The organism is Gluconobacter sp. R75690 (assembly GCF_015244525.1).
GTDB classification, from domain to species: domain Bacteria; phylum Pseudomonadota; class Alphaproteobacteria; order Acetobacterales; family Acetobacteraceae; genus Gluconobacter; species Gluconobacter potus.
The window spans coordinates 245,440-264,911 of record NZ_JABCQB010000001.1 but is presented as its reverse complement, the minus strand read 5'-3'; the positions used below and the strand labels follow the sequence as shown (position 1 = coordinate 264,911).

Sequence of the window (19,472 nt, the reverse complement as noted above, 5' to 3'; positions counted from 1 at the left end):
AAGATCACGAAATGACGCTCCCTTCCGGTTCCGGGACTGTGCCTGTAAGGTGGCGCCCGATTTCTGCCAACCGGAGCCTATCGAATTGTCTGCGACCCGGCCGCTCTGTTTTCAGGACCTGATCCTGCGCCTTCATCAATTCTGGTCCGAGAAGGGCTGCGCCATTTTGCAGCCTTACGATACCGAACTCGGAGCAGGCACGCTCTCCCCTCACACCACGCTCCGCGCGCTCGGTCCCAAGCCCTGGGCCGCCGCCTATGTGCAGCCCTGCCGCCGTCCGTCGGATGGCCGTTACGGCGAAAACCCGAACCGCCTTCAGCACTATTACCAGTATCAGGTGCTGCTCAAGCCGACGCCGGAAGACAGCCAGCAGCTTCTGCTCGACAGCTACCGCGCCATCGGGATCGACCCTGAGCTGCACGATATCCGATTCGTCGAGGATGACTGGGAAAACCCGACCATCGGCGCCTGGGGACTGGGCTGGGAAGTCTGGTGTGACGGGATGGAAGTCTCGCAGTTCACCTATTTCCAGCAGGTTGGCGGCATTCCGACCGTCATGCCGTCCACAGAGCTGACCTACGGGCTTGAGCGTCTGGCGATGTATGTGCAGGGCGTCGAGAACGTCTACGACCTCGATTTCAACGGCAAGGGCCTGACCTATGGCGATGTGTTCCTGCGCGCCGAGCAGGACTATTCGCGCCATAATTTCGAACTTGCCGACACGCAGATGCTGCTGACCCATTTCAACGATGCCGAGCGTGAGTCCATGCGCCTGGCCGAGGCCGGTGTGGCCCAACCCGCCTATGACCAGTGCCTCAAGGCCTCGCATCTGTTCAATCTGCTTGATGCACGGGGCGTGATCTCCGTGTCCGAGCGCGCATCCTATATCGGGCGCGTCCGAGCGCTTGCCAAAGCCGCCTGCGAAGCCTGGCTCGCCGGTGAGGAGGAGACGTCCCATGGCTGAACTCTTTATCGAACTGTTCAGCGAGGAAATCCCCTCCGGCATGCAGGCCCGCGCGGCCGATGATCTGGGTTCGCTGCTGACGAAGGCACTGGATGGCCTGAACCCGCGCGATCTGCGCACATTCTTTGGCGCCCGTCGCATCGCGGCAATCCTGACCGTCAATGCCGAAATCCCGGCCCGCAGCGTGTCCGAGCGCGGCCCGCGTGAAGGTGCGCCGGAGAAGGCTCTGGCCGGGTTCACCCGCAAGCATGGCGTCACACCCGATGAACTGACGCTGGAAAACGGCTTCTGGGTCCTGAACAAGTCGCTCGATCCGGTGAGCGCGGAAAGCCGCGTGGCCGAGGCCGTGCCCGAGCTTCTGTGGAAGTTCCCCTGGCCGAAATCCATGCGCTGGGGTGCGGGCTCGAACTTCACCTGGGTCCGCCCGCTGCGCCGGATCGCCTGCCTGCTGAACGGGCATGTCGTGCCGTTCGCCCTCGCCCGCGACGGGGATGACGCGCATGGTCTGAAGGCATCCAACCTCTCCGAAGGCCATCGCTTTCTGGCTCCGGGCCCGTTCGAGATCCTGTCCGGCCAGCAGTGGCAGGAAGAGCTTGAGACGCGCTCGGTCATCGTGGACATGGACAGCCGCCGCGACATGGTGCGTACCGGTGTGGCGCGTCTGGCGGACCAGCATGGCATTACGGTCGTGCAGGATGACGGGCTGGTCGATGAGGTCTGCGGTCTGGTCGAATATCCGGTCCCATTGCTGGGCAAGATCGACGCTGCGTTCATGGATCTGCCGGCCGAAGTGATGCAGGTCTCCATGCGGATCAATCAGCGTTATTTCGCGCTCCGCAATCCGGACGGCAAGGCCGCGCCGTACTTCGCATTTGTCGGCAATCTGCCGTTCAAGGATGGCGGCAAGCTGACCACGGCAGGCAATGAGCGCGTGCTCCGCGCCCGGTTTGCCGATGCGCGGCATTTCTGGGATCTGGACCGCAAGACCAAACTGGCCGACCGCGTTCCGGCACTGGCAGCCGTGACGTTCCATGCCAAGCTCGGCACGCAGGCCGAACGCGCTGAACGGATCTCGAAGCTTGCAGGCACCGTGGCGCAGGCCATGGGGCTTGATGGCGCGCAGATCGCCCAGGCCGAACGCGCAGGTCTGCTGGCCAAGGCGGATCTGACGACCGGGATGGTCGGCGAGTTCCCGGAACTTCAGGGCGTCATGGGCGGCTATTACGCAGCCCATGATGGCGAGGACGACGCCGTCTCCCGTGCCGTGGCCGAGCATTACCTGCCGCGCGGTCAGTCCGACGACACCGCGAAGGCACCGGTTTCGGTCGCGGTTGCCCTTGCGGATCGGCTGGACCTGCTGGCCGGGTTCTTTGCCATCGGTGAACTACCGAGCGGTTCGGGCGATCCGTATGCACTGCGTCGTGCGGCACTCGGTATCATCCGCACGATCCGTGACAACGGGCTGAAAATAGATATAGATTCGCTACTTGCCCGAGCCAGTCTCTATTTTTCCAATACTAATTTCAGAACAAAATTAATGCCCTTCATTCAAGAAAGGCTCCGTGTTCTCCTTCGCAATGAAGGCCAGAGATATGACGTTTTGGATGCTTGTTTTTCTGGAAAACGCTTTGACGATTCCGGAGAGTATTTTCAAAATGGCTCTCCGGAACCAGAGAAGTATCTGGATGGCAATTTAAATCGGATATTAGCCCGGACTTCGGCCCTGTCCGAGATGATCCAGACGGAAGACGGGCGCAACCTGCTCGCCGCCGCCAAGCGCGCCGCCAACATCCTGCGCATCGAAGACAAGAAGGACGGCCCGCATACCGGCGCGCCCGATCCGGCCCTCTATACGCAAGACGAGGAACGCGCTCTGGCTGCCGGTCTGGATCAGGCGGTCCCCGCGATCGAGACAGCCCTGAAGGAAGAGCGCTTCACCGATGCGATGCAGGCTATTGCGGCCCTGCGTCCGACGCTGGACCGGTTCTTTGAGGCCGTGACGGTCAATGCGCCGGAACCGGAAGTGCGCGCCAACCGCCTCAAGCTTCTGTCCCGCTTCCGCGAGACAACGACCCTGATCGCCGATTTCGGCCAGATCGAGGGCTGAGGCCATGGGAGCGTGGTGGTCCGGATCCGTCACCACGTTCCTTCACACTCCCCCGGACCAGCTCTGCGCCGCCCTATCCCACAAGGTGGTGCAGAACCGTTTTCAGGGCGAGCCGCAGCAGGCTCGCGCCTGGCAAGCGCAGATCGATCTTCTGCGAGACATTCTACCGACAATTCCCAACGCACAGAACTGGCAGGTTCTGTTTGAATTCCCGATCCCGCGGCTTGGCGGCCGGATCGACACCGTTCTGGTCTCGCCGGGCGCAATTTACGTGCTGGAATTCAAGATCGGCGCGTCCAGTTACGACGCGGCCGCTCTCTCCCAGACGGAAGGCTATGCGCTCGACCTGCTGGATTTTCATGCCGCCAGCCGGTCTCATCCGCTCATTCCCGTTTTGGTCGCCACGGATGCGCCGCCCCGCGCTCAGACAACGCCGCTTCTGCTGCCTTTGGGCGTCACAGAGGTTCAGCGCGTCAATGCAACCGGGCTGAAAACGCTCCTGACCACGCTAGCGGTGCAAACGGCTCATACCGAAAATCCGCTGATCCCCGCGCAATGGGAACACGCTCCCTACGATCCGGTCCCGAGCATTGTGGAAGCGGCACGGCAGATCTACGCGACACATAGCGTTGCCGATATCCACACGGCCCGTGCCGATGCGACAAACCTGACGCAGACCTCGACCTGCATCGCCAGCATTCTGGAAACTGCCCGGACGGAAGAGCGCAAGGTGATCGTGTTCGTCTCGGGTATTCCCGGCGCGGGCAAGACATTGTGTGGGCTGAAGGCCGCCTTTGCGGATGGGAGTGACGGAACAGGTGCCACGTTCCTGACAGGGAACCCCACCCTTGTCTCGGTCCTGCGCGAGGCCCTGACGCGCGATACCGTCAGTCGTGGACAAAAGCGCCTTCTCGTGGAGCAGCGGATGGAGTCCACCATCCAGTCCCTGACGAAATTCCGCGATCACTATGTCGGGCGACCAGCGGAATGTCCGCCTGAGCATGTCATGGTCATCGACGAGGCCCAGCGCTGCTGGACGCAGGCTCAGGCCGTGCGCAAGAGTGCGTCACGGCATGTGAAGCTGACAGAGTCCGAACCTGCGCATCTGCTGGACATCATGGGACGGCATGACGGGTTCGCGGCCATTCTGTGCCTGATTGGACATGGGCAGGAAATCAATGACGGTGAAGGCGGTCTGGCCTGCTGGGGTGAGGCCCTTCTGAGCCGCCCGGCCTGGCGCGTCGAGACGGCTCCGGACGTGATCGGAACCGGGGATCTGACGCATCTGCCCGCAACGCTTAAAGCCGGACGGCAGCGCTTTTTGCATCTCGGTGTGGCCATCCGCTCCCTGCGCGAGGAAACCGCGCCGCGTTGGGTCAACGCCGTTTTGAACGGAGACGTCGAGACGGCCCGACGGCTGGCCGCCCAGACGGACCTGCCGTTTCGTCTCACACGCAGTCTGAACGATCTGCGCGCGGGGCTACGACACCGCTCACGCCTGACCTATCGGTGCGGACTGGTGGCGAGTTCAAAGGCCAAGCGGCTGCGGGCCGAAGGGCTTGGCTGTGAAGTCCCGCATATGGACGACAAGGCGGTCTCCCAATGGTTCCTGAACCGCTGGGTCCCAGATCGGGATATCCGGGCCTCTGATGCGCTGGAGACCTGTGCGACGGAGTTTGCCATTCAGGGGCTGGAACTGGATTTTGTGGGACTGTGCTGGGACGGCGATCTGATCCGCGCGCCATCAGGCGATTGCTGGCAACCTCGCCGCTTTTCAGGCACGAAATGGGCCAAGGTCAGCACAGCAGAGGCGACGCTGTGGCGGCTGAACACCTATCGCGTTCTTCTGACGCGGGCGCGTTACGAGACCCTGATCTGGGTGCCTCAGGGCAGCGCGGATGATCCAACGCGCGATCCGGAAATGTTAGACCGGATTGCGGATTTCCTGATGATGTGCGGCGTGCCCCTTCTGGAGCCTGCAGCCCCTGCACGGCCCTTCACTTTGCAGAACGATCTGGCAGACCTGCTTCAGGGCTAGTCGTCGTCATCGTCTTCCGTGCCGGGATCACGCTCATTGCGATGCACCCAGGCTGACATGAGCAGGCCGAAGCCGAACATCATCGTCAGCATGGCCGAACCGCCATAGGAGATCAGCGGCAACGGCACGCCGCCCACCGGGATGGCGCCCATGACCATTGAGAGGTTAACGGCACAATACAGGAAGAAATCCATCGCAATACCCAGACCCAGCAGCCGCCCGAACTGGTTGCGGCTGCGGATGGCAATGAGCATTCCGCCCATGACGAGCGTTCCGAGCAGGGTGATGACAGCGACCCCGCCGACAAAACCCCATTCCTCCCCGATCATGGTGAAAATGAAGTCCGTCTGTTTTTCCGGCAGGAAGTTCAGCTGGCCCTGGCTGCCATGGAGGTATCCCTCGCCCCACATGCCGCCAGAGCCGAGCGCAATCTTGGACTGGATGATGTTGTAGCCTGCACCCAGCGGATCATGTTCGGGATGCAGGAAGGTATCGATCCGGGCTTTTTGATAGTCGTGCAAATGGCTGTAGATGAACTTTCCCATGAACGGCAGCGGAGCCACCAGAAGGACGATCTGCCACAGCCGCATTCCAGCGGCGAAAAACATCGTTGCCCCAATGACACCGATGATGGTCGCCGTCCCGAGATTGGGTTCTTTCAGCACCAGCAGAACCGGCAGCAAAGTCAGCAGCGCTGGCGGGATCAGGCGCAGCGGATTGCCCATCCGCTCATTGCCGATGCGGTGAAACCAGGTTGCCAGCATCAGCACGAGCCCGATCTTGGCAAATTCGGAAGGCTGGAACTGCATGCCCGCCAGATTGATCCAGCGTTCCGCCCCCTTGCCTACATGTCCCATCCGCAGCACGAGGGCGAGCAGCGTGACGGACAGCAGGTAGATCGGCAGGGACGCCATGCGCAGGATACGCGGACTGACGAGCGAGACGGCGATCATCATCACAAGACCAAAACCGAACCGCACCATCTGCGGCCCGGCAAACGGCTTGGCAGACCCGCCACCGGCCGAATAGAGCGCAATGTAACCGACGCCTGCCAGCACACAGACCAGCAGCACATAAAGCCAGTTGACCTGAAGCAGGCGCGCCATCGGACGGAAATCGGGTTCGGCCCGCAGGAGCCGCCGGTCGGATTTAAGGAAGCCGAACGTGTTCATGCCGTTCCGTCTCATTGCGCCGCTCCCGGATCTGGCTGCCCCTGTCCTGTTGGCTGCGGAGCCGGAGTGGGCGCTGTATCCGCAGGCTGGGCACGATCTGCGGCAGGCTCCGTAGCCGGAGCAACCACGGGTGCAGACGGACGCACATCACTAGCCGGATCACGCAGCAGGGTGTCAGTCATGATGAGCTTGGCCAGTGGGGCCGCTTCGTCCGCACCCGCGTTACCATGCTCCACAACGATCGAGACCGCGTATTTCGGATTGTCATAAGGCGCAAAGCAGATGAACAGCGCATGGGGACGATACTCCCAGGGCAGGTTCATGGAATTGAAGTGTCCGGATTCACGCAGCGCGCGCGACACGCGCCGCACCTGCGCGGAGCCGGTCTTGCCCGCCATCTGGATGCCCGGCAGATCCAGCCGTGCCTTGGGTGCCGTACCGTGCGGGTCATTGACGACCGCGAACATCCCCCCGCGCACCACGTCCAGATACTCGGGCGGCAGATCGACCTTGGCCACATCGTCCACGGAAGCCATCGCGGACATCTGGTCATTGGTTGCCCGCAACAGATGCGGCTGCACATCCCGGCCCGAAGCAATGCGCGAGACATACGTGGCCAGCGCCAAGGGCGTCACCTGCACGAAGCCCTGCCCGATGCCGGCATTCACCGTGTCGCCACCGTTCCAGTGGAAGCCGTGCTTCTGCCGCCATTCCGGAGTAGGAATGACGCCGGAGCGGACATGCGGCAGTTCGATGTCCAGCTTGACGCCCAGCCCCATCGCATTACCCACGGCCTGGATCGGGTCCATGCCGCAGCGGCGCGCCACTTCATAGAAATAGACGTCGCAGGAGTATTTCAGGCCTTCGCGCATGTTGATGAGGCCATGCCCCCAGCGGTTCCAGCAATGGAAACGCACCCCGCCGAGATCATAATACCCCGGACAATTAAAACGGTCCTGTGCCGTAACGGAACCGGATTTCAGAGCAGCAAGGGCTACGGCAGGCTTGAAGGTCGAACCGGGCGGATAAAGGCCGGACACCGCCTTGTCCACCAGTGGGGTGCGTGGATCATTGGCCCATTCATTCCACTGCGCGTGGCTGACACCGGAGTCAAACAGCGACGGATCGAAGGACGGCGTGCTGACCATCGCCATCACCTCGCCATTGCGGCAGTCCATGACCACCGCACTGGCGACACGATCCTCAAGGCGGTTGAGCACCTGCTGCTGGAGCACGGAATCCAGCGTCAGGCGCACATCTTCGCCCTGCTGGCCTTCCACGCGATCGATCTCGCCAATGACACGACCGACCGCGTTGACTTCCATCTCCACGGAGCCTGGCTCACCGCGCAGCACGGCTTCCTGCGTCTGCTCAATCCCGGCACGCCCGACGCGCATGCCCGGAAGCGAAAGCGTCGTGTCCTTTGCCACGTCCTCTTCGTTGGGAGGAGCGACATAGCCCACGATATGGGCCGTCAGATCCTTGAACGGGTAAAGCCGCGTCGATCCAACATCGACCAGAACGCCTGGCAGAGACGGCGCATTAAGCTCGATGCGCGCCATGTCGTCCCAGGACAGGAACTCATGCAGGGTGACGGGGACGTATTTATGAACATGCCGCAGGTCGCGTTCGATCCGGGCACGGTCATGCTCGTCCAGAGGGACGATCTGGGAGAAACGTTCGATAACGGCCGGAATATCCGTCGTCTCTTCCGGCATCAGAAGCGCGCGCCAACTCACCTTGTTGTCCGCCAGCGCCACACCAAAACGGTCATGGATCGTGCCCCGCGCCGGAGCGAGCAGGCGTTTGCTGGTCCGGTTGCGCTCGGCAAGCTGGCGCAGATGACCGCCATCCACGACCTGAAGATTGTAGAGCCTCCTCCCCAGCACGCCGAGCACACCCGCCTGCACCGCCATCACCAGCAGAGCGCGGCGCGTGAAAACGCCACGCCCCGAGCGCACAGGCTCAGCCTGGCGCTTCTGGCGCATCCGCGACCGGAAAGGGTTGTTTCGGAAAAACATCAGGGCAGGAATTCAGGATCCGGAAAAGAAAGCAGCTCTCCGCACGGCATGGGGCATGCGGAATACGAAAGACGCTGTCAGGCCTGATCGGGATTGGCAAATGTACGGCGTCCCCAGACAAACAGCGCTGTCAGGCTGGGATAGATACCGATTGTCAGCGCTGCCTGAAAGAGGCCGGGTGCAGGAGAAAGAAGTGCCACGGCATGCAGGCACACGAGCGCCCACTGGAAAAAGGAAGCGAGAGCGGCAAAAATGCTGAAAATCAGCCATCCCGCAATGAAGCCCAGACGAGACAGGCCATAGCGCCAGTGATGCGCCACACCGTAGATCACCAGCAGGGACAGCAGCACGGTTCCCGGCGGCCCGAAGCTGAAGATCTCCACCACCAGTCCACACAGGAAAACCGCAAGAGCGGGCATAGAGCGCGGACGGCTGTAGGCCCAGAACCAGACTGTACACATCGCAATCCCGAACTGAAGCTGCGCCTGTCCGGGAATACCGAACGGCGCAGACAGCAGGATTGCGGAAAACACGATGAACAGGGACGGCATGGCCGCCCTGGCAGCCATATCGAGCGCGCGGCGGAAGGTCTGTTTCGGCTCGACGGCGGAATGCAGATGCGGCGTGGAGTTCTCGGCAACCATGACGCTTACTGCCCTCCCCGCCCCGGCATGTCCGGCAGGTTGGGCAGCCATGAGAACGGCAGGGGACCGGTCAGCGGGTTCTGCGGCAATTTCTTCACGCGCACGCGTCCGGGTGCGTCCGGAGCCTGCGAGTCGTCATCGCCGTAATCGAACACGCGGACGATATCCAGCCGGTCCAGATCCGCATCCGGTACCACAACCGGCCGATTGGGCGCGCTGTAATGGACCGTGCCCACCGGCAGTCCGGCCGGCATCGTGCTCTGGCCGCGGGTTTCCACACGCTCGCCTTCAACGGGATGGTGGTCCTGCGGATAAAAGATCAGGCGTGGGGACGCCGTATCATCCCCGGCCATGATCGCATCGCCATGCGAGCTTCCGAGGGTCACGGGAATACGGCTCGCATCGTCGTTAATCATCAGGACACGGACCGTATGGGGGCCGACCTCCGTGACACGCCCCAGCAGTCCGGCGGCATCCAGCGCGACATCCCCGATCCGGACCTCATGGCCGCTTCCGACATCCAGCAGGACCGCGCGTGAATACGGTCCGCCATCGTCGCGCGTCACCCGGCCGGTCACATACTGGGGCACCGTCTCGGGGATCCAGTGCAGGCTTTTCTTGAGGCGGCCATTTTCCGCCGCGAGTGCTACGGCGACATCATACCAGTGTCGCAGGGCGCGGTTTTCGTCTCGCAGACGGGCATTTTCCTTCGCCAGATCCGTCGCACCGCGCAGATCCGTCAGCCAGACCTTCGCCCGCTCCTGCGGCCAGACCAGTCCATGATAGGCCGGTGCCATGAAATCCGTCGCCATCAGACGCACCCCGTCAACGGCTGGACGACGAACCAGTCCGAGAAGGACGAGCCCGACCGCCAGCAGGATCAGGATAGGCAGGACGGCCTTTGCAAGCACCTGCCGGGCATGGATGGACAGCATCCGGCGTCAGCCAAGTCCTCAGTACATGCTGCTCAGAACACTGCGCAGACGACGCATTTCCTCAAGCGCCCGCCCCGTTCCGAGTGCCACACACGACAGGGCATTCTCCGCGACCGTCACGGGCAGACCCGTATACAGACGCAGCACCTCGTCCAGACGATACAGCAGCGCACCGCCACCGGACAGGACGATGCCCTTGTCCACGATGTCGGCGGCCAGTTCGGGCGGCGTGTTCTCAAGCGCGGTCGTCACGGCATCGACGATCTGCATGACCGGCTCGGCCAGGCTTTCGGCGATCTGAGCCTGGCTGACGATCACTTCGCGCGGTACGCCGTTGATGAGGTCACGGCCCTTGATTTCCGTCAGCGGGCCGTCAGGGTTCGCGGGATCATCCGGCATCATGGCCGAGCCAAGCTCGATCTTGATACGCTCTGCCGAGCTTTCGCCGACCAGAAGGTTATAGGTCTTGCGAATATAGGAGATGATGGCTTCGTCCATCTTGTCCCCGCCCACGCGCGCCGAGCGCGCATAGACGATGCCGCCAAGGGAAATGACAGCTACTTCCGTCGTCCCGCCGCCGATATCCACGATCATGCTGCCCGAAGGCTCCGTGACCGGAAGGCCCGCGCCGATGGCTGCCGCCATGGGCTCCTCGATCAGCATCACCTTGCGCGCACCCGCGCTCTCGGCACTTTCCTGGATCGCGCGGCGTTCAACGGCCGTGGCGCCGGAGGGCACGCAGATGATGATCTGCGGGCTGGCAAAGGCGCGGCGGTTGTGAACATTGCGGATGAAATGCTTGATCATTTCTTCCGCGACTTCGAAGTCTGCGATCACACCATCGCGCAGCGGACGGATGGCCGTGATGTTTCCCGGCGTGCGGCCAACCATCTGTTTGGCTTCGTTACCAACTGCAAGAACCTGTTTCTTGCCCCGCACCTCGGCGATCGCCACAACGGACGGTTCGTCGAGAACAATGCCGCGACCCTTGACATAAACGAGCGTGTTGGCAGTGCCGAGGTCGATGGCCATGTCGGCAGACATGAGACCCAGCAGACGAGAAAACATCCAAAACTCCTGGCGCGGCTCTGTGCGGGGGACAGATGGCGGATCGTGATTGCGGGGCGGTTCCCCGCGGGTGGACTTAACCAGACACAGCAGGTTCAGCAAGGCCCGGAGAGTCAATATAATGCGCCGGGTCTTAATGGATCGTACAGATCCCATCAGGGGACATCGAAAAAAATAATCGTGCGCCCCGATCCTGCCACCCTTCTGTCACGTTCTGTGTGTCTAGATCCGCGAAACCGTTCCCTCGCGCCGATCATCGGACTGCGAACCGGAACGCTCAACAGGATATTTTGTCATGAAGACCTTCACAACACCCCGCTTTCTGGCAGCTCTGGCTCTTTGCAGCGTCGCGCTCACGGGGTGCGGCAGCCCGTATAACAGTGGTGCCCGCGCCGGATCGGGGGCCCTGATCGGCGGTGCCGGTGGTGCGGCCATCGGCGCACTGGCGGGCGGTGGCACGGGCGCTGCCATCGGAGCCCTTGCCGGAGCCGGCACAGGTGCGGCAGTTGGTGCAGCGACAACGCCCAACCGCCCACGCAACGGATATTGAGCTATAAGAAGCGCTCCCTTCCGTTAGAGACGATCAAGGATTCGGATTATGAGGACCGCTTTTTCCCACTCTGCCCTGCGCGGTACGGCGCTGGTTGGAGCATTCGCCACAGTCATGGCTCTTGGTGGATGTCAGGGAAACTATGATCCTGGCTCGCGCGCACTGGGAGGCGGCCTTCTCGGCGGCGGAACGGGTGCTGCGATCGGTGCTCTCGCCGGCGGTGGCCGCGGTGCTGCGATCGGCGCGCTGGCTGGCGGCGTTCTGGGCGCCGGCGCAGGTGCACTCACCACGCCTAATCGCCCCGGCTATCAGAGCGGCTATGCCAATGGCCAGCAGCAGGGTTATTACAACGGCCAGCAGGGTGCGTATCCGCAGCAGCAGGGCCAGTACATGCAGCCGCAGTACCAGTGTCCTCCAGGCACCACCTGCCAGCAGCCCCAGTATCAGTGCCCGCCCAACACGAACTGCCAGTATCCGGCCAACAGCGGATACTCACAGCAGGGTGGCTATCAGCAGCAGCCTGCCCAGAACTATCAGGGCGGTTACGGTTACTGAGACCTGACGTCCGAAACCATCGGTCTCAGATCATTCTCAGACCGATGATCGCCAGGAGGATGCCCAGAAACCATCTCTGCGCATCCTCTGGCAGACGTCCAGCCAGCAGCGTCCCGAGCAGGATGCCTGGAATGGACCCCATAAGCAGTTCCACCAGCACAACGGTATCAACCGCGCCCTGAAGCCAGTGTCCGCCACCCGCCAGAAGCGCTAGCGGAACAGCATGGGCGATATCAGTCGCCACGAGTTCCCGGGTGCTGACCCGTGGATAAAGCACCGTCAGCGCCGCCATTCCGATGGCCCCCGCCCCCACCGACGACAGCGTCACCAGCGTACCCAGCACGACACCCAGAAAAACCGTCAGTACATCAACGGTCTGCGGGCGCAGCGTTCCCGCACCGATGGACCATTTCTGGAGCCATGGCTTGAACAGGATGGCAGGAACCGTCAGCAGGAGCGCCACGCCCAACACTTCGGTAATCAGCTTCGAGACAAACGGACTCGGGCCGAAATGGCGCAGGAAAATCAGGCACAGGAGTCCTGCGGGAAGACTGCCGGCCATCTGAAGAAGAACGATTCTCCAGCGTACAACACCATGATGGCGATTCAGCGCCGTGCCGAAGATCTTGGTAATGGCGGCATAGAGAAGATCCGTCCCCACAGCCGACTGCGGTTTGACGCCAAAAAGCAGGATCAGCAGCGGTGTCATCAGGGAGCCGCCACCCACACCGGTCATTCCCACCAGAAAACCAACCAGCAGTCCTGAAAGCGTATAAAGCCATGAATGCGGCATGACAGTCCCTTATTCCACAGATAAGGGAACCATACCGATCGTGTTATGTTTGTCTACTTCTTATATAAACTATTATATTTAGTTATTTATATCCGTGTCAAAAAAACAGGCATGCAGGTCTCCCCGCATGCCTGTTTCGTGAAAGCGTCCTGTTCCTGAGGATCAGGACAGCGCTTCTGGCTCCGTCCGCTCACGCTTGGTCAGCAGCTTGTTCAGCGCATGGATATAGGCGCGGACGGCGGACACCACCGTATCGGCATCGGCCCCCTGCCCGTCCACGAGCTTGCCGTTTTCCTGCAGGCGCACCGTGGTGCGAGCCTGGGCATCCGTGCCTTCGGTAACATTGGCAACCGAAAACAGTGCGAGTTCGGCCGTATGCGGGAATGCTTCCCCAATGGCGCGGAAGGCCGCATCGACCGGTCCGTTGCCGCTGACGGCTGCATACTGGATGGCGCCATCGACGCTGATTTCGAGCTTGGCGTGGGACTTCTGCTTCGTGCCGGACGCCAGTTCCAGCGAAATCAGGTGGACCCGCTCGTGATCGCGGCTCTCGTCATCGACGAGCGCGCGGATATCGTCATCGAACACGACCTTCTTGCTGTCGGCCAGATCCTTGAAGCGCGCGAACGCGGCATTCAGGGCCTCGTCTTCCAACGGCGGGTAACCAAGCTGCGCCAGCTTGTCACGGAACGCCGCGCGGCCGGAATGCTTGCCCATGACCAGCGAGGTCTTGTTCCAGCCCACGCTCTCCGGCGTCATGATCTCATAGGTCGCGGCGTTCTTCAGGATACCGTCCTGATGGATGCCGCTTTCATGCGCAAAGGCATTGCGACCGACGATGGCCTTGTTCGGCTGGACATCAAAGCCCGTGATCGTGGCTAGCATGCGGGACATACCCAGCAGCTTCGTCGTCTCGATGCCGGTCGTCTTGCCGTACTGGTCGTGACGGGTCCGCAGCGCCATGACGATTTCTTCAAGCGCCGCATTGCCTGCGCGCTCGCCGATACCGTTGATGGTGCATTCGATCTGACGTGCGCCACCTTCGACAGACGCAAGCGTGTTCGCAACGCCGAGGCCCAGATCGTTGTGGTTATGTGCGGAGAAAATGACCTGATCCGCACCCGGCACGCGCTCGCGCAGCATGGTGAAGATGGCGCGCATTTCTTCCGGCGTGGCAAAGCCGACCGTATCGGGAATGTTGATCGTGTTGGCGCCATTACGGATCGCCACTTCCACGCAGCGGCACAGGAAGTCCGGATCAGTGCGGGAACCGTCCTCGGCCGACCATTCGACGTCATCCGTGAACTGGCGTGCCTTCTGGTTGCCCGAGGCGATGATTTCCAGAACCGTCTCCGGCTCCATCCGCAACTTGTACTTCATGTGCAACGGCGAGGTGGAAATGAAGTTGTGGATGCGCGGACGCTCGGCCTTCTTCAGTGCCTCACCGCAGGATTCGATATCACGCTTGCCACCGCTGCGGGCCAGACCGCAGATCACCGAGCCACGGACATCTTCGGCAATGCGACGCACACTCTCGAAATCGCCTTCGGAAGCCACCGGGAAGCCAGCCTCAATCACGTCCACGCCCAGATTGCTCAGCGCATGGGCCATGCGGAGCTTCTCTTCGAGGTTCATCGAAAAGCCGGGGGACTGTTCGCCGTCGCGCAGCGTGGTGTCGAAAATGATGACGCGGTCGTCGGCGATCGTGCCGAAAGACGGATGCTGGAAGCTCATGATTGTGATCGTCTCGTCTGGTTCAGGATGGTTTTCGGTCTGTTATCCCCTGAACGCAACGGAGCGCTGTCCGCCTTGGAAAGGCGTTCAGGGGCCGATAAGTCGAAGCGAGAGGATCGAAAGAAACGTCATGGCTGCGTTAAATGACCGATTCTTTCCTCATGCGCAACCCGCATGACCATGAACTCTCCATTGCATGGAGGGCGGATCAGCCCGTCATGACACCGGCATGAGTAGCAAAATAGCGGTCTATGGCTGTTTTCATGGCGCTGGCGACCTGCGTGCGATGCACGGCCTGACGCAGTGCCGCTTCATCCAGCCGGTTGGACATGAATCCCATTTCCACCAGAACGGACGGAATTTCGGACGATTTCAGAACCACGAACGCTGCATGACGTGACGGATGAGTTAGCAGTCCGATCCTGTTCCGGAACGAATTGACGACACTTGCCGCCATATGCGCCGAACCACGCCGCGTTTCTTCGGAAACAAGACTGGCCAGGATCTGCTGCACGTCGGGCGACATGCCGTGAAAGGCTGGCCCGGCAAACCGGTCCGCACTGTTTTCCGTCCGAGCAAGAGAGGCCGTCTGCGCATCCGAAGCGCCACTGGACAGTGTATAGACGCTTGCACCCCGCACATCCCTGTCATGCAGGGCGTCTGCGTGCATGGAAATGAAGAGATGCGCCTGATGCCGCTGGGCCAGTTCGACGCGTCCTTCCAGCGGGATGAAGCGGTCTTCGGAGCGTGTCATGGCGACACGGTACTGGCCCGATGCGAGGAGCTGACGGCTCAGTTCGGAGGCGGCGGCTTCCGCAATATGCTTTTCGTAGGTGCCGGAAATCCCGATCGCACCGGGATCCTTCCCGCCATGGCCAGGATCCAGCATGACGAGCGGCTTCGGAGGTGCAACACCGCGATGCACGGCGGGCGTGTGCAGTTTTCCATGGAGCGGATGACGCCCGAACGCCGTCATGGGCAGCAGCAACGGCAGCCCTGAAAGCCCCGTGAACAGACCACCGGCCAGTGTGCGTCGCGTGAGCATCCCTTGTTCCCCGGTACAGCGGTGAATGACGGAGAACCATACAGCATGAAACCCTGTCAGGAACATGGCACGATGGCGCTGGAAAATATCGCACGGACAAATGAAAAACGCCGCGCTTGCCACGGAAGGCGGTTTCGGCCATCCTGTGTGTCAGGGACCTGTAAAGCGCGGTCCGACCGGACACGGGCTCACGCCTTTCCCGTACCGCTCCCGCCTTTTCCTGTTCCCACCACGACGTCCCGTCGTTTGACAGTTGCGTGACTAGCCCTCCGTATCCTGTCCTGACCGGATCGAACTGGTGAAATTGTACTCCGGCACAGGCCCAAATGCCCGTCCGGATCAGGTTTTTCACCCGGCTCCAGCTTCTGGACCGGCCGTCTGTTCAGGGGACGAATGTCACTCAACGTGCTTGCAGCCAGAAACCTTATCGGAACGGGACCCAACGTGTCCCGCCGTTCTGCGTTCGGACTGCGCCGTTCCCTCCACCCCACACAATCTGACGTTCCGCCCGGCCAAGGCAGCCATTGTGGAGCGTCGTGGAGTTCAGTTTTCCATGACCAAGCGTATGCTCATCGACACCACACACGCGGAAGAAACGCGTGTTGTGGTCATGGATGGTGACCGCGTCGAAGATTACGACGTCGAGACATCGACCAAGAAGCAGCTCAAGGGCAATATCTATCTTGCCAAGGTCATTCGCGTAGAGCCGAGCCTTCAGGCCGCTTTCGTCGAATATGGCGGCAATCGCCACGGCTTCCTCGCCTTCAGCGAAATCCACCCCGACTATTTCCAGATCCCTGTCGCAGACCGCGAGAAGCTCATCGCGCTCCAGGAAGAGGAAATTGCCGAGCGCGGTGAGGCTTCCGATGATGCCGAGACCGAAACGGTTTCCGAAGACGCTACGGACAGCGAGGACGGCGACAACCATGACCGTCGCGCGCCCGAGACCGTCGGCGGCGAGCACGATACGGGTGAGGAAAGCGCATCCTCACGTCGTACGGCCCGTTTCCTGCGCAACTACAAGATCCAGGAAGTCATCCGCCGCCGCCAGGTACTGCTGGTGCAGGTCGTCAAGGAAGAGCGTGGCAACAAGGGCGCGGCCCTGACCACCTACATTTCCCTGGCCGGCCGCTACTGTGTCCTGATGCCCAACGCCCTGCGTGGTGGTGGCGTCTCGCGCAAGATCACGTCTGATTCCGACCGTCGCCGGCTGCGCGACATCATCGCGGAACTGGACCTGCCGAAATCCATGGCGATGATCGTCCGCACGGCCGGTGCCGGCCGTCCCGCGCAGGAAGTGACGCGCGATTGCGAATACCTGCTCCAGCTCTGGGACGACATCCGCTCGCACGCCCTGTCCTCGGTCGCGCCGACGCTGGTCTATGAGGAAGCAAGCCTCATCAAGCGCGTCATCCGCGACCTGTATTCCAAGGATATCGAAGACATCCTCGTGGATGGCGAAGCCGCCTGGAAGAGCGCGCGCGAGTTCATGCGCCTGCTGATGCCGAGCAATGCCAACAAGGTGAAGCTCTGGCAGAACCGTGGCCAGAGTCTGTTCGCACGCTACAATGTCGAAGGCCACCTGGACGCGATGTTCTCGCCGACGGCCCGTCTGCCGTCGGGTGGCTATCTGGTCATCAACCAGACCGAAGCCCTCGTCGCCATCGACGTGAACTCCGGCAAGTCCACCTCGCAGCGCAACATCGAGGAGACGGCCCTGCGCACGAACCTCGAAGCCGCCGAGGAAGTCGCCCGTCAGCTGCGTCTGCGCGATCTGGCCGGTCTGGTCGTGATCGATTTCATCGACATGGAAAGCCGCCGCCACAACGCGCAGGTAGAGAAGCGCCTCAAGGAAGCCCTGCGCTCCGATCGCGCACGCATCCAGGTCGGACACATCTCACATTTCGGTCTGCTGGAAATGTCCCGCCAGCGCCTGCGTCCGTCCATCGCGGAATCCGTCCTGACGCCCTGCCCGCACTGTCAGGGTACCGGCTTCATCCGTGGAACAGAAAGCTCGGCCCTGCATGTCCTGCGCGCCATCGACGAGGAAGGCGCCCGTCAGCGTTCGGCCGAAATCGAAGTGCATGTGGGCTCCGACATCGCGCTCTACATCCTCAACCACAAGCGCTCCTGGCTGGCGGACATTGAACGCCATCACCGCATGCAGGTGATTTTCCGTACGGAAGAAAACTTGGCGGCAGCTGACATGCGCATTGAGCGCCTGCAGGCCCAGACCCCGGCTCCCGCCCAGGTCCGTGCGCCGGAACGCGCTGTCGAGCGTGCTCCCGAGCATGTCCGTACGATCGAAATCATCGAGGAAGAAGCGCCTGTCGTCGTGCGGACGGAAACGCCGGTTGTCGACGCCGAGATTATCGAGGACGTAGCCACATCCGAGAGCGAAGAGGAAAGCAACGGCGGTCGCCGTCGCCGCCGTCGCCGCCGTCGTGGTGGCCGTCGTGAGCAGAACGAAGACATGCCGACAGCGGAAAACAGCCAGGAGCAGGATGCCCCCAAGGCTGAAACGCGCGAGATCGCTGCTCCCGAAGCCGCTGACGAAAACGGTATCATCCCGGGCCGTCGCCGCACCCGCTTCAAGCGCGTCGTCAAAGACACCGAAGAGTCTGAAGATACGGCTGCACAGCCCGTATCCGAGGTTCGTGACGTCGCCCCGGCGCGCCCGGCTGCGACCACCCGTTCGAACGCGCCTGCCCCGGCCCGCACCCCGCGTCGTCGTGAAGAGCGCGAGGAGCGTCCGGCACCGCGTCGCTATACGGGTCCGACGCCTGCCGATCCGTTCGGTGGCAGCTTCGACATCTTCGACGTGATCGAGCAGGCCGAATTTGAAGGGACAACCGAGGCCCTTCAGACCGGGATCAGCACGCCCACGGAAATCGTGATCGAGCAGGTTCCGACTGCTGAAACGACCATCGTCGTGGAAGAACCGGTGGCCGAGGAGGCCCCCAAGCCCCGTCGTGGTCGCGGACGTCGTCCGACCCGCGCCAAGGCTGTGGAGGCCGCTCCGGCCGAGACAGTTGCGGAAGCAGCAGCCCCGGCGGCAGAAGCCACTCCAGCTCCGGAAGAGCCTGTGGCCGAAGAGGCGCCCAAGCCGCGTCGGACCCGGACCCGCCGGACGCCAAAGGCTCAGCCCGTCGAAGCTGAAGCCCCGGCTGAGCCCACTGCCGAAGTCGCTGCGGCTCCCGCGGAGACTGTTTCCGAAGAAGCCGTCAAGCCGAAGCGCACCCGCGCCCGTCGCACAGCGAAGGCCAAGCCTGTCGAGGCTCCGACCACCGAGGAAGGAAATATCCTTCAGCCGGTGAACATCGATGAAGTCGCGCCGACGAAGCGTCGTGCCGGCTGGTGGAAGCGCTGATCCGTCAGCGCGTTCCGCGAACCATGAAAAAGGCCGGTCGGGATATCCCGACCGGCCTTTTTTCTTTTGTCCCAGATAAACCCTGAAGTCTGCTTTAGCGGCAGACGCTCTGTGCGCCGGTTGCCGCAATATAGGTCCCGGTCAGCGGCTGGAAACAGGCATTGCGCGGGCAGGAACTCGTGCTCGCCACGCTCTGCGGGTAGATCGCCGCCCCCGCCTGCGCCTGCTCCTGAAGCGCCGTTCCACAGAGCGGCGTATTCAGCGGGGCCGAAGGATCGTTGAACAGCTTCTTCTTGCCGTCTTCAGACGTCTCCTCGGCCAGACCTGGCGCAAAATCCTGCGGCGGGATTTTGGCCTGCGTCGGAGGCGAGCCCGCCGGACGCGCTGGCGCCGTCGGCTGCTGGGCACAGGCTGCAAGCAGCGGCAGGGCAACGAGACTCAACCAGAACGAACGCATGCAGACTCCGGATCACAGA

The 19,472-nt window shown here is 62.1% G+C and carries 15 protein-coding genes; 6 read left to right on the top strand and 9 right to left on the bottom strand.

The genetic code is table 11. The features are described 5' to 3' along the window. Positions 1–85 precede the first annotated feature (85 nt). From HKD27_RS01220 to HKD27_RS01210, 3 genes are read left to right on the top strand one after another with little or no spacing between them, the layout of a single operon-like run. The gene (locus tag HKD27_RS01220; RefSeq protein ID WP_041112029.1) at positions 86–964 is read left to right on the top strand and encodes a glycine--tRNA ligase subunit alpha; all 879 of its coding nucleotides are present in this window, start codon (positions 86–88) and stop codon (positions 962–964) included. Next, positions 957–3,071 carry a glycine--tRNA ligase subunit beta gene (gene glyS / locus HKD27_RS01215; protein ID WP_194688199.1) on the top strand — a complete coding sequence of 705 codons (2,115 nt, stop codon included), beginning with the start codon at positions 957–959 and terminating at the stop codon, positions 3,069–3,071. The genes HKD27_RS01220 and glyS overlap by 8 nt, the downstream gene beginning before the upstream one ends. Positions 3,072–3,075: 4 nt before the next feature. Beyond that, a complete protein-coding gene (locus HKD27_RS01210; protein ID WP_194688200.1) occupies positions 3,076–5,109 on the top strand; it encodes a DUF2075 domain-containing protein in 2,034 nt (677 codons plus the stop codon). Here HKD27_RS01210 and rodA read toward each other — a convergent pair. The 5 genes from rodA to HKD27_RS01185 form a co-directional block, all read right to left on the bottom strand. Further along, complete coding sequence (gene rodA / locus HKD27_RS01205; RefSeq protein WP_370544214.1) at positions 5,106–6,281, bottom strand: rod shape-determining protein RodA; 1,176 nt, start codon at positions 6,279–6,281, stop codon at positions 5,106–5,108. The genes HKD27_RS01210 and rodA overlap by 4 nt on opposite strands. A gap of 11 nt (positions 6,282–6,292) precedes the next feature. After that, on the bottom strand, positions 6,293–8,302 hold the full coding sequence (gene mrdA / locus HKD27_RS01200) for a penicillin-binding protein 2 (protein WP_194688201.1): 2,010 nt from the start codon (positions 8,300–8,302) through the stop codon (positions 6,293–6,295). A gap of 77 nt (positions 8,303–8,379) precedes the next feature. Beyond that, positions 8,380–8,946 (bottom strand): hypothetical protein, encoded by a 567-nt coding sequence (locus tag HKD27_RS01195; RefSeq protein WP_172492920.1) that lies wholly within the window; start codon positions 8,944–8,946, stop codon positions 8,380–8,382. A 5-nt stretch (positions 8,947–8,951) separates the two neighbouring features. Beyond that, the gene (gene mreC / locus HKD27_RS01190; RefSeq protein WP_194688202.1) at positions 8,952–9,881 is read right to left on the bottom strand and encodes a rod shape-determining protein MreC; all 930 of its coding nucleotides are present in this window, start codon (positions 9,879–9,881) and stop codon (positions 8,952–8,954) included. A gap of 18 nt (positions 9,882–9,899) precedes the next feature. Then, a complete protein-coding gene (locus HKD27_RS01185) occupies positions 9,900–10,949 on the bottom strand; it encodes a rod shape-determining protein (RefSeq protein WP_194688203.1) in 1,050 nt (349 codons plus the stop codon). A 295-nt stretch (positions 10,950–11,244) separates the two neighbouring features. Between HKD27_RS01185 and HKD27_RS01180 the strand changes: the two genes are divergently transcribed. Together HKD27_RS01180 and HKD27_RS01175 are read left to right on the top strand one after the other, a co-directional pair. Continuing rightward, positions 11,245–11,499, top strand: a complete 255-nt coding sequence (locus tag HKD27_RS01180) for a glycine zipper domain-containing protein (RefSeq protein WP_194264199.1) — start codon at positions 11,245–11,247, stop codon at positions 11,497–11,499. 48 nt (positions 11,500–11,547) lie between these two features. Continuing rightward, on the top strand, positions 11,548–12,054 hold the full coding sequence (locus tag HKD27_RS01175) for a hypothetical protein (protein WP_194688204.1): 507 nt from the start codon (positions 11,548–11,550) through the stop codon (positions 12,052–12,054). Positions 12,055–12,079: 25 nt separating this feature from the next. On the opposite strand, the gene HKD27_RS01170 is transcribed toward HKD27_RS01175, so the two are convergent. The 3 genes from HKD27_RS01170 to HKD27_RS01160 form a co-directional block, all read right to left on the bottom strand. After that, on the bottom strand, positions 12,080–12,847 hold the full coding sequence (locus HKD27_RS01170; protein WP_081108443.1) for a sulfite exporter TauE/SafE family protein: 768 nt from the start codon (positions 12,845–12,847) through the stop codon (positions 12,080–12,082). A 162-nt stretch (positions 12,848–13,009) separates the two neighbouring features. Further along, the gene (locus tag HKD27_RS01165) at positions 13,010–14,581 is read right to left on the bottom strand and encodes a 2-isopropylmalate synthase (protein ID WP_194264201.1); all 1,572 of its coding nucleotides are present in this window, start codon (positions 14,579–14,581) and stop codon (positions 13,010–13,012) included. Between the two features lie 208 nt (positions 14,582–14,789). Continuing rightward, complete coding sequence (locus tag HKD27_RS01160) at positions 14,790–15,626, bottom strand: N-acetylmuramoyl-L-alanine amidase (RefSeq protein ID WP_194688205.1); 837 nt, start codon at positions 15,624–15,626, stop codon at positions 14,790–14,792. A 553-nt stretch (positions 15,627–16,179) separates the two neighbouring features. Here HKD27_RS01160 and HKD27_RS01155 point away from each other — a divergent pair. Then, positions 16,180–18,996, top strand: a complete 2,817-nt coding sequence (locus tag HKD27_RS01155; RefSeq protein WP_194688206.1) for an Rne/Rng family ribonuclease — start codon at positions 16,180–16,182, stop codon at positions 18,994–18,996. 94 nt (positions 18,997–19,090) lie between these two features. Here HKD27_RS01155 and HKD27_RS01150 read toward each other — a convergent pair whose 3' ends face one another. Then, positions 19,091–19,453, bottom strand: a complete 363-nt coding sequence (locus HKD27_RS01150) for a hypothetical protein (RefSeq protein ID WP_062495776.1) — start codon at positions 19,451–19,453, stop codon at positions 19,091–19,093. Between the last annotated feature and the right edge of the window lie 19 nt (positions 19,454–19,472).

Bases quoted from the DNA above. Each gene is read 5' to 3' on its own strand.
- glyS (WP_194688199.1), top strand. From the start codon at position 957: ATGGCTGAACTCTTTATCGAACTGTTCAGCGAGGAAATCCCCTCCGGC.
- HKD27_RS01210 (WP_194688200.1), top strand. From the start codon at position 3,076: ATGGGAGCGTGGTGGTCCGGATCCGTCACCACGTTCCTTCACACTCCC.
- rodA (WP_370544214.1), bottom strand. From the start codon at position 6,281: ATGAACACGTTCGGCTTCCTTAAATCCGACCGGCGGCTCCTGCGGGCC.
- mrdA (WP_194688201.1), bottom strand. From the start codon at position 8,302: ATGTTTTTCCGAAACAACCCTTTCCGGTCGCGGATGCGCCAGAAGCGC.
- HKD27_RS01195 (WP_172492920.1), bottom strand. From the start codon at position 8,946: ATGGTTGCCGAGAACTCCACGCCGCATCTGCATTCCGCCGTCGAGCCG.
- mreC (WP_194688202.1), bottom strand. From the start codon at position 9,881: ATGCTGTCCATCCATGCCCGGCAGGTGCTTGCAAAGGCCGTCCTGCCT.
- HKD27_RS01185 (WP_194688203.1), bottom strand. From the start codon at position 10,949: ATGTTTTCTCGTCTGCTGGGTCTCATGTCTGCCGACATGGCCATCGAC.
- HKD27_RS01180 (WP_194264199.1), top strand. From the start codon at position 11,245: ATGAAGACCTTCACAACACCCCGCTTTCTGGCAGCTCTGGCTCTTTGC.
- HKD27_RS01175 (WP_194688204.1), top strand. From the start codon at position 11,548: ATGAGGACCGCTTTTTCCCACTCTGCCCTGCGCGGTACGGCGCTGGTT.
- HKD27_RS01170 (WP_081108443.1), bottom strand. From the start codon at position 12,847: ATGCCGCATTCATGGCTTTATACGCTTTCAGGACTGCTGGTTGGTTTT.
- HKD27_RS01165 (WP_194264201.1), bottom strand. From the start codon at position 14,581: ATGAGCTTCCAGCATCCGTCTTTCGGCACGATCGCCGACGACCGCGTC.
- HKD27_RS01160 (WP_194688205.1), bottom strand. From the start codon at position 15,626: ATGCTCACGCGACGCACACTGGCCGGTGGTCTGTTCACGGGGCTTTCA.
- HKD27_RS01155 (WP_194688206.1), top strand. From the start codon at position 16,180: ATGACCAAGCGTATGCTCATCGACACCACACACGCGGAAGAAACGCGT.
- HKD27_RS01150 (WP_062495776.1), bottom strand. From the start codon at position 19,453: ATGCGTTCGTTCTGGTTGAGTCTCGTTGCCCTGCCGCTGCTTGCAGCC.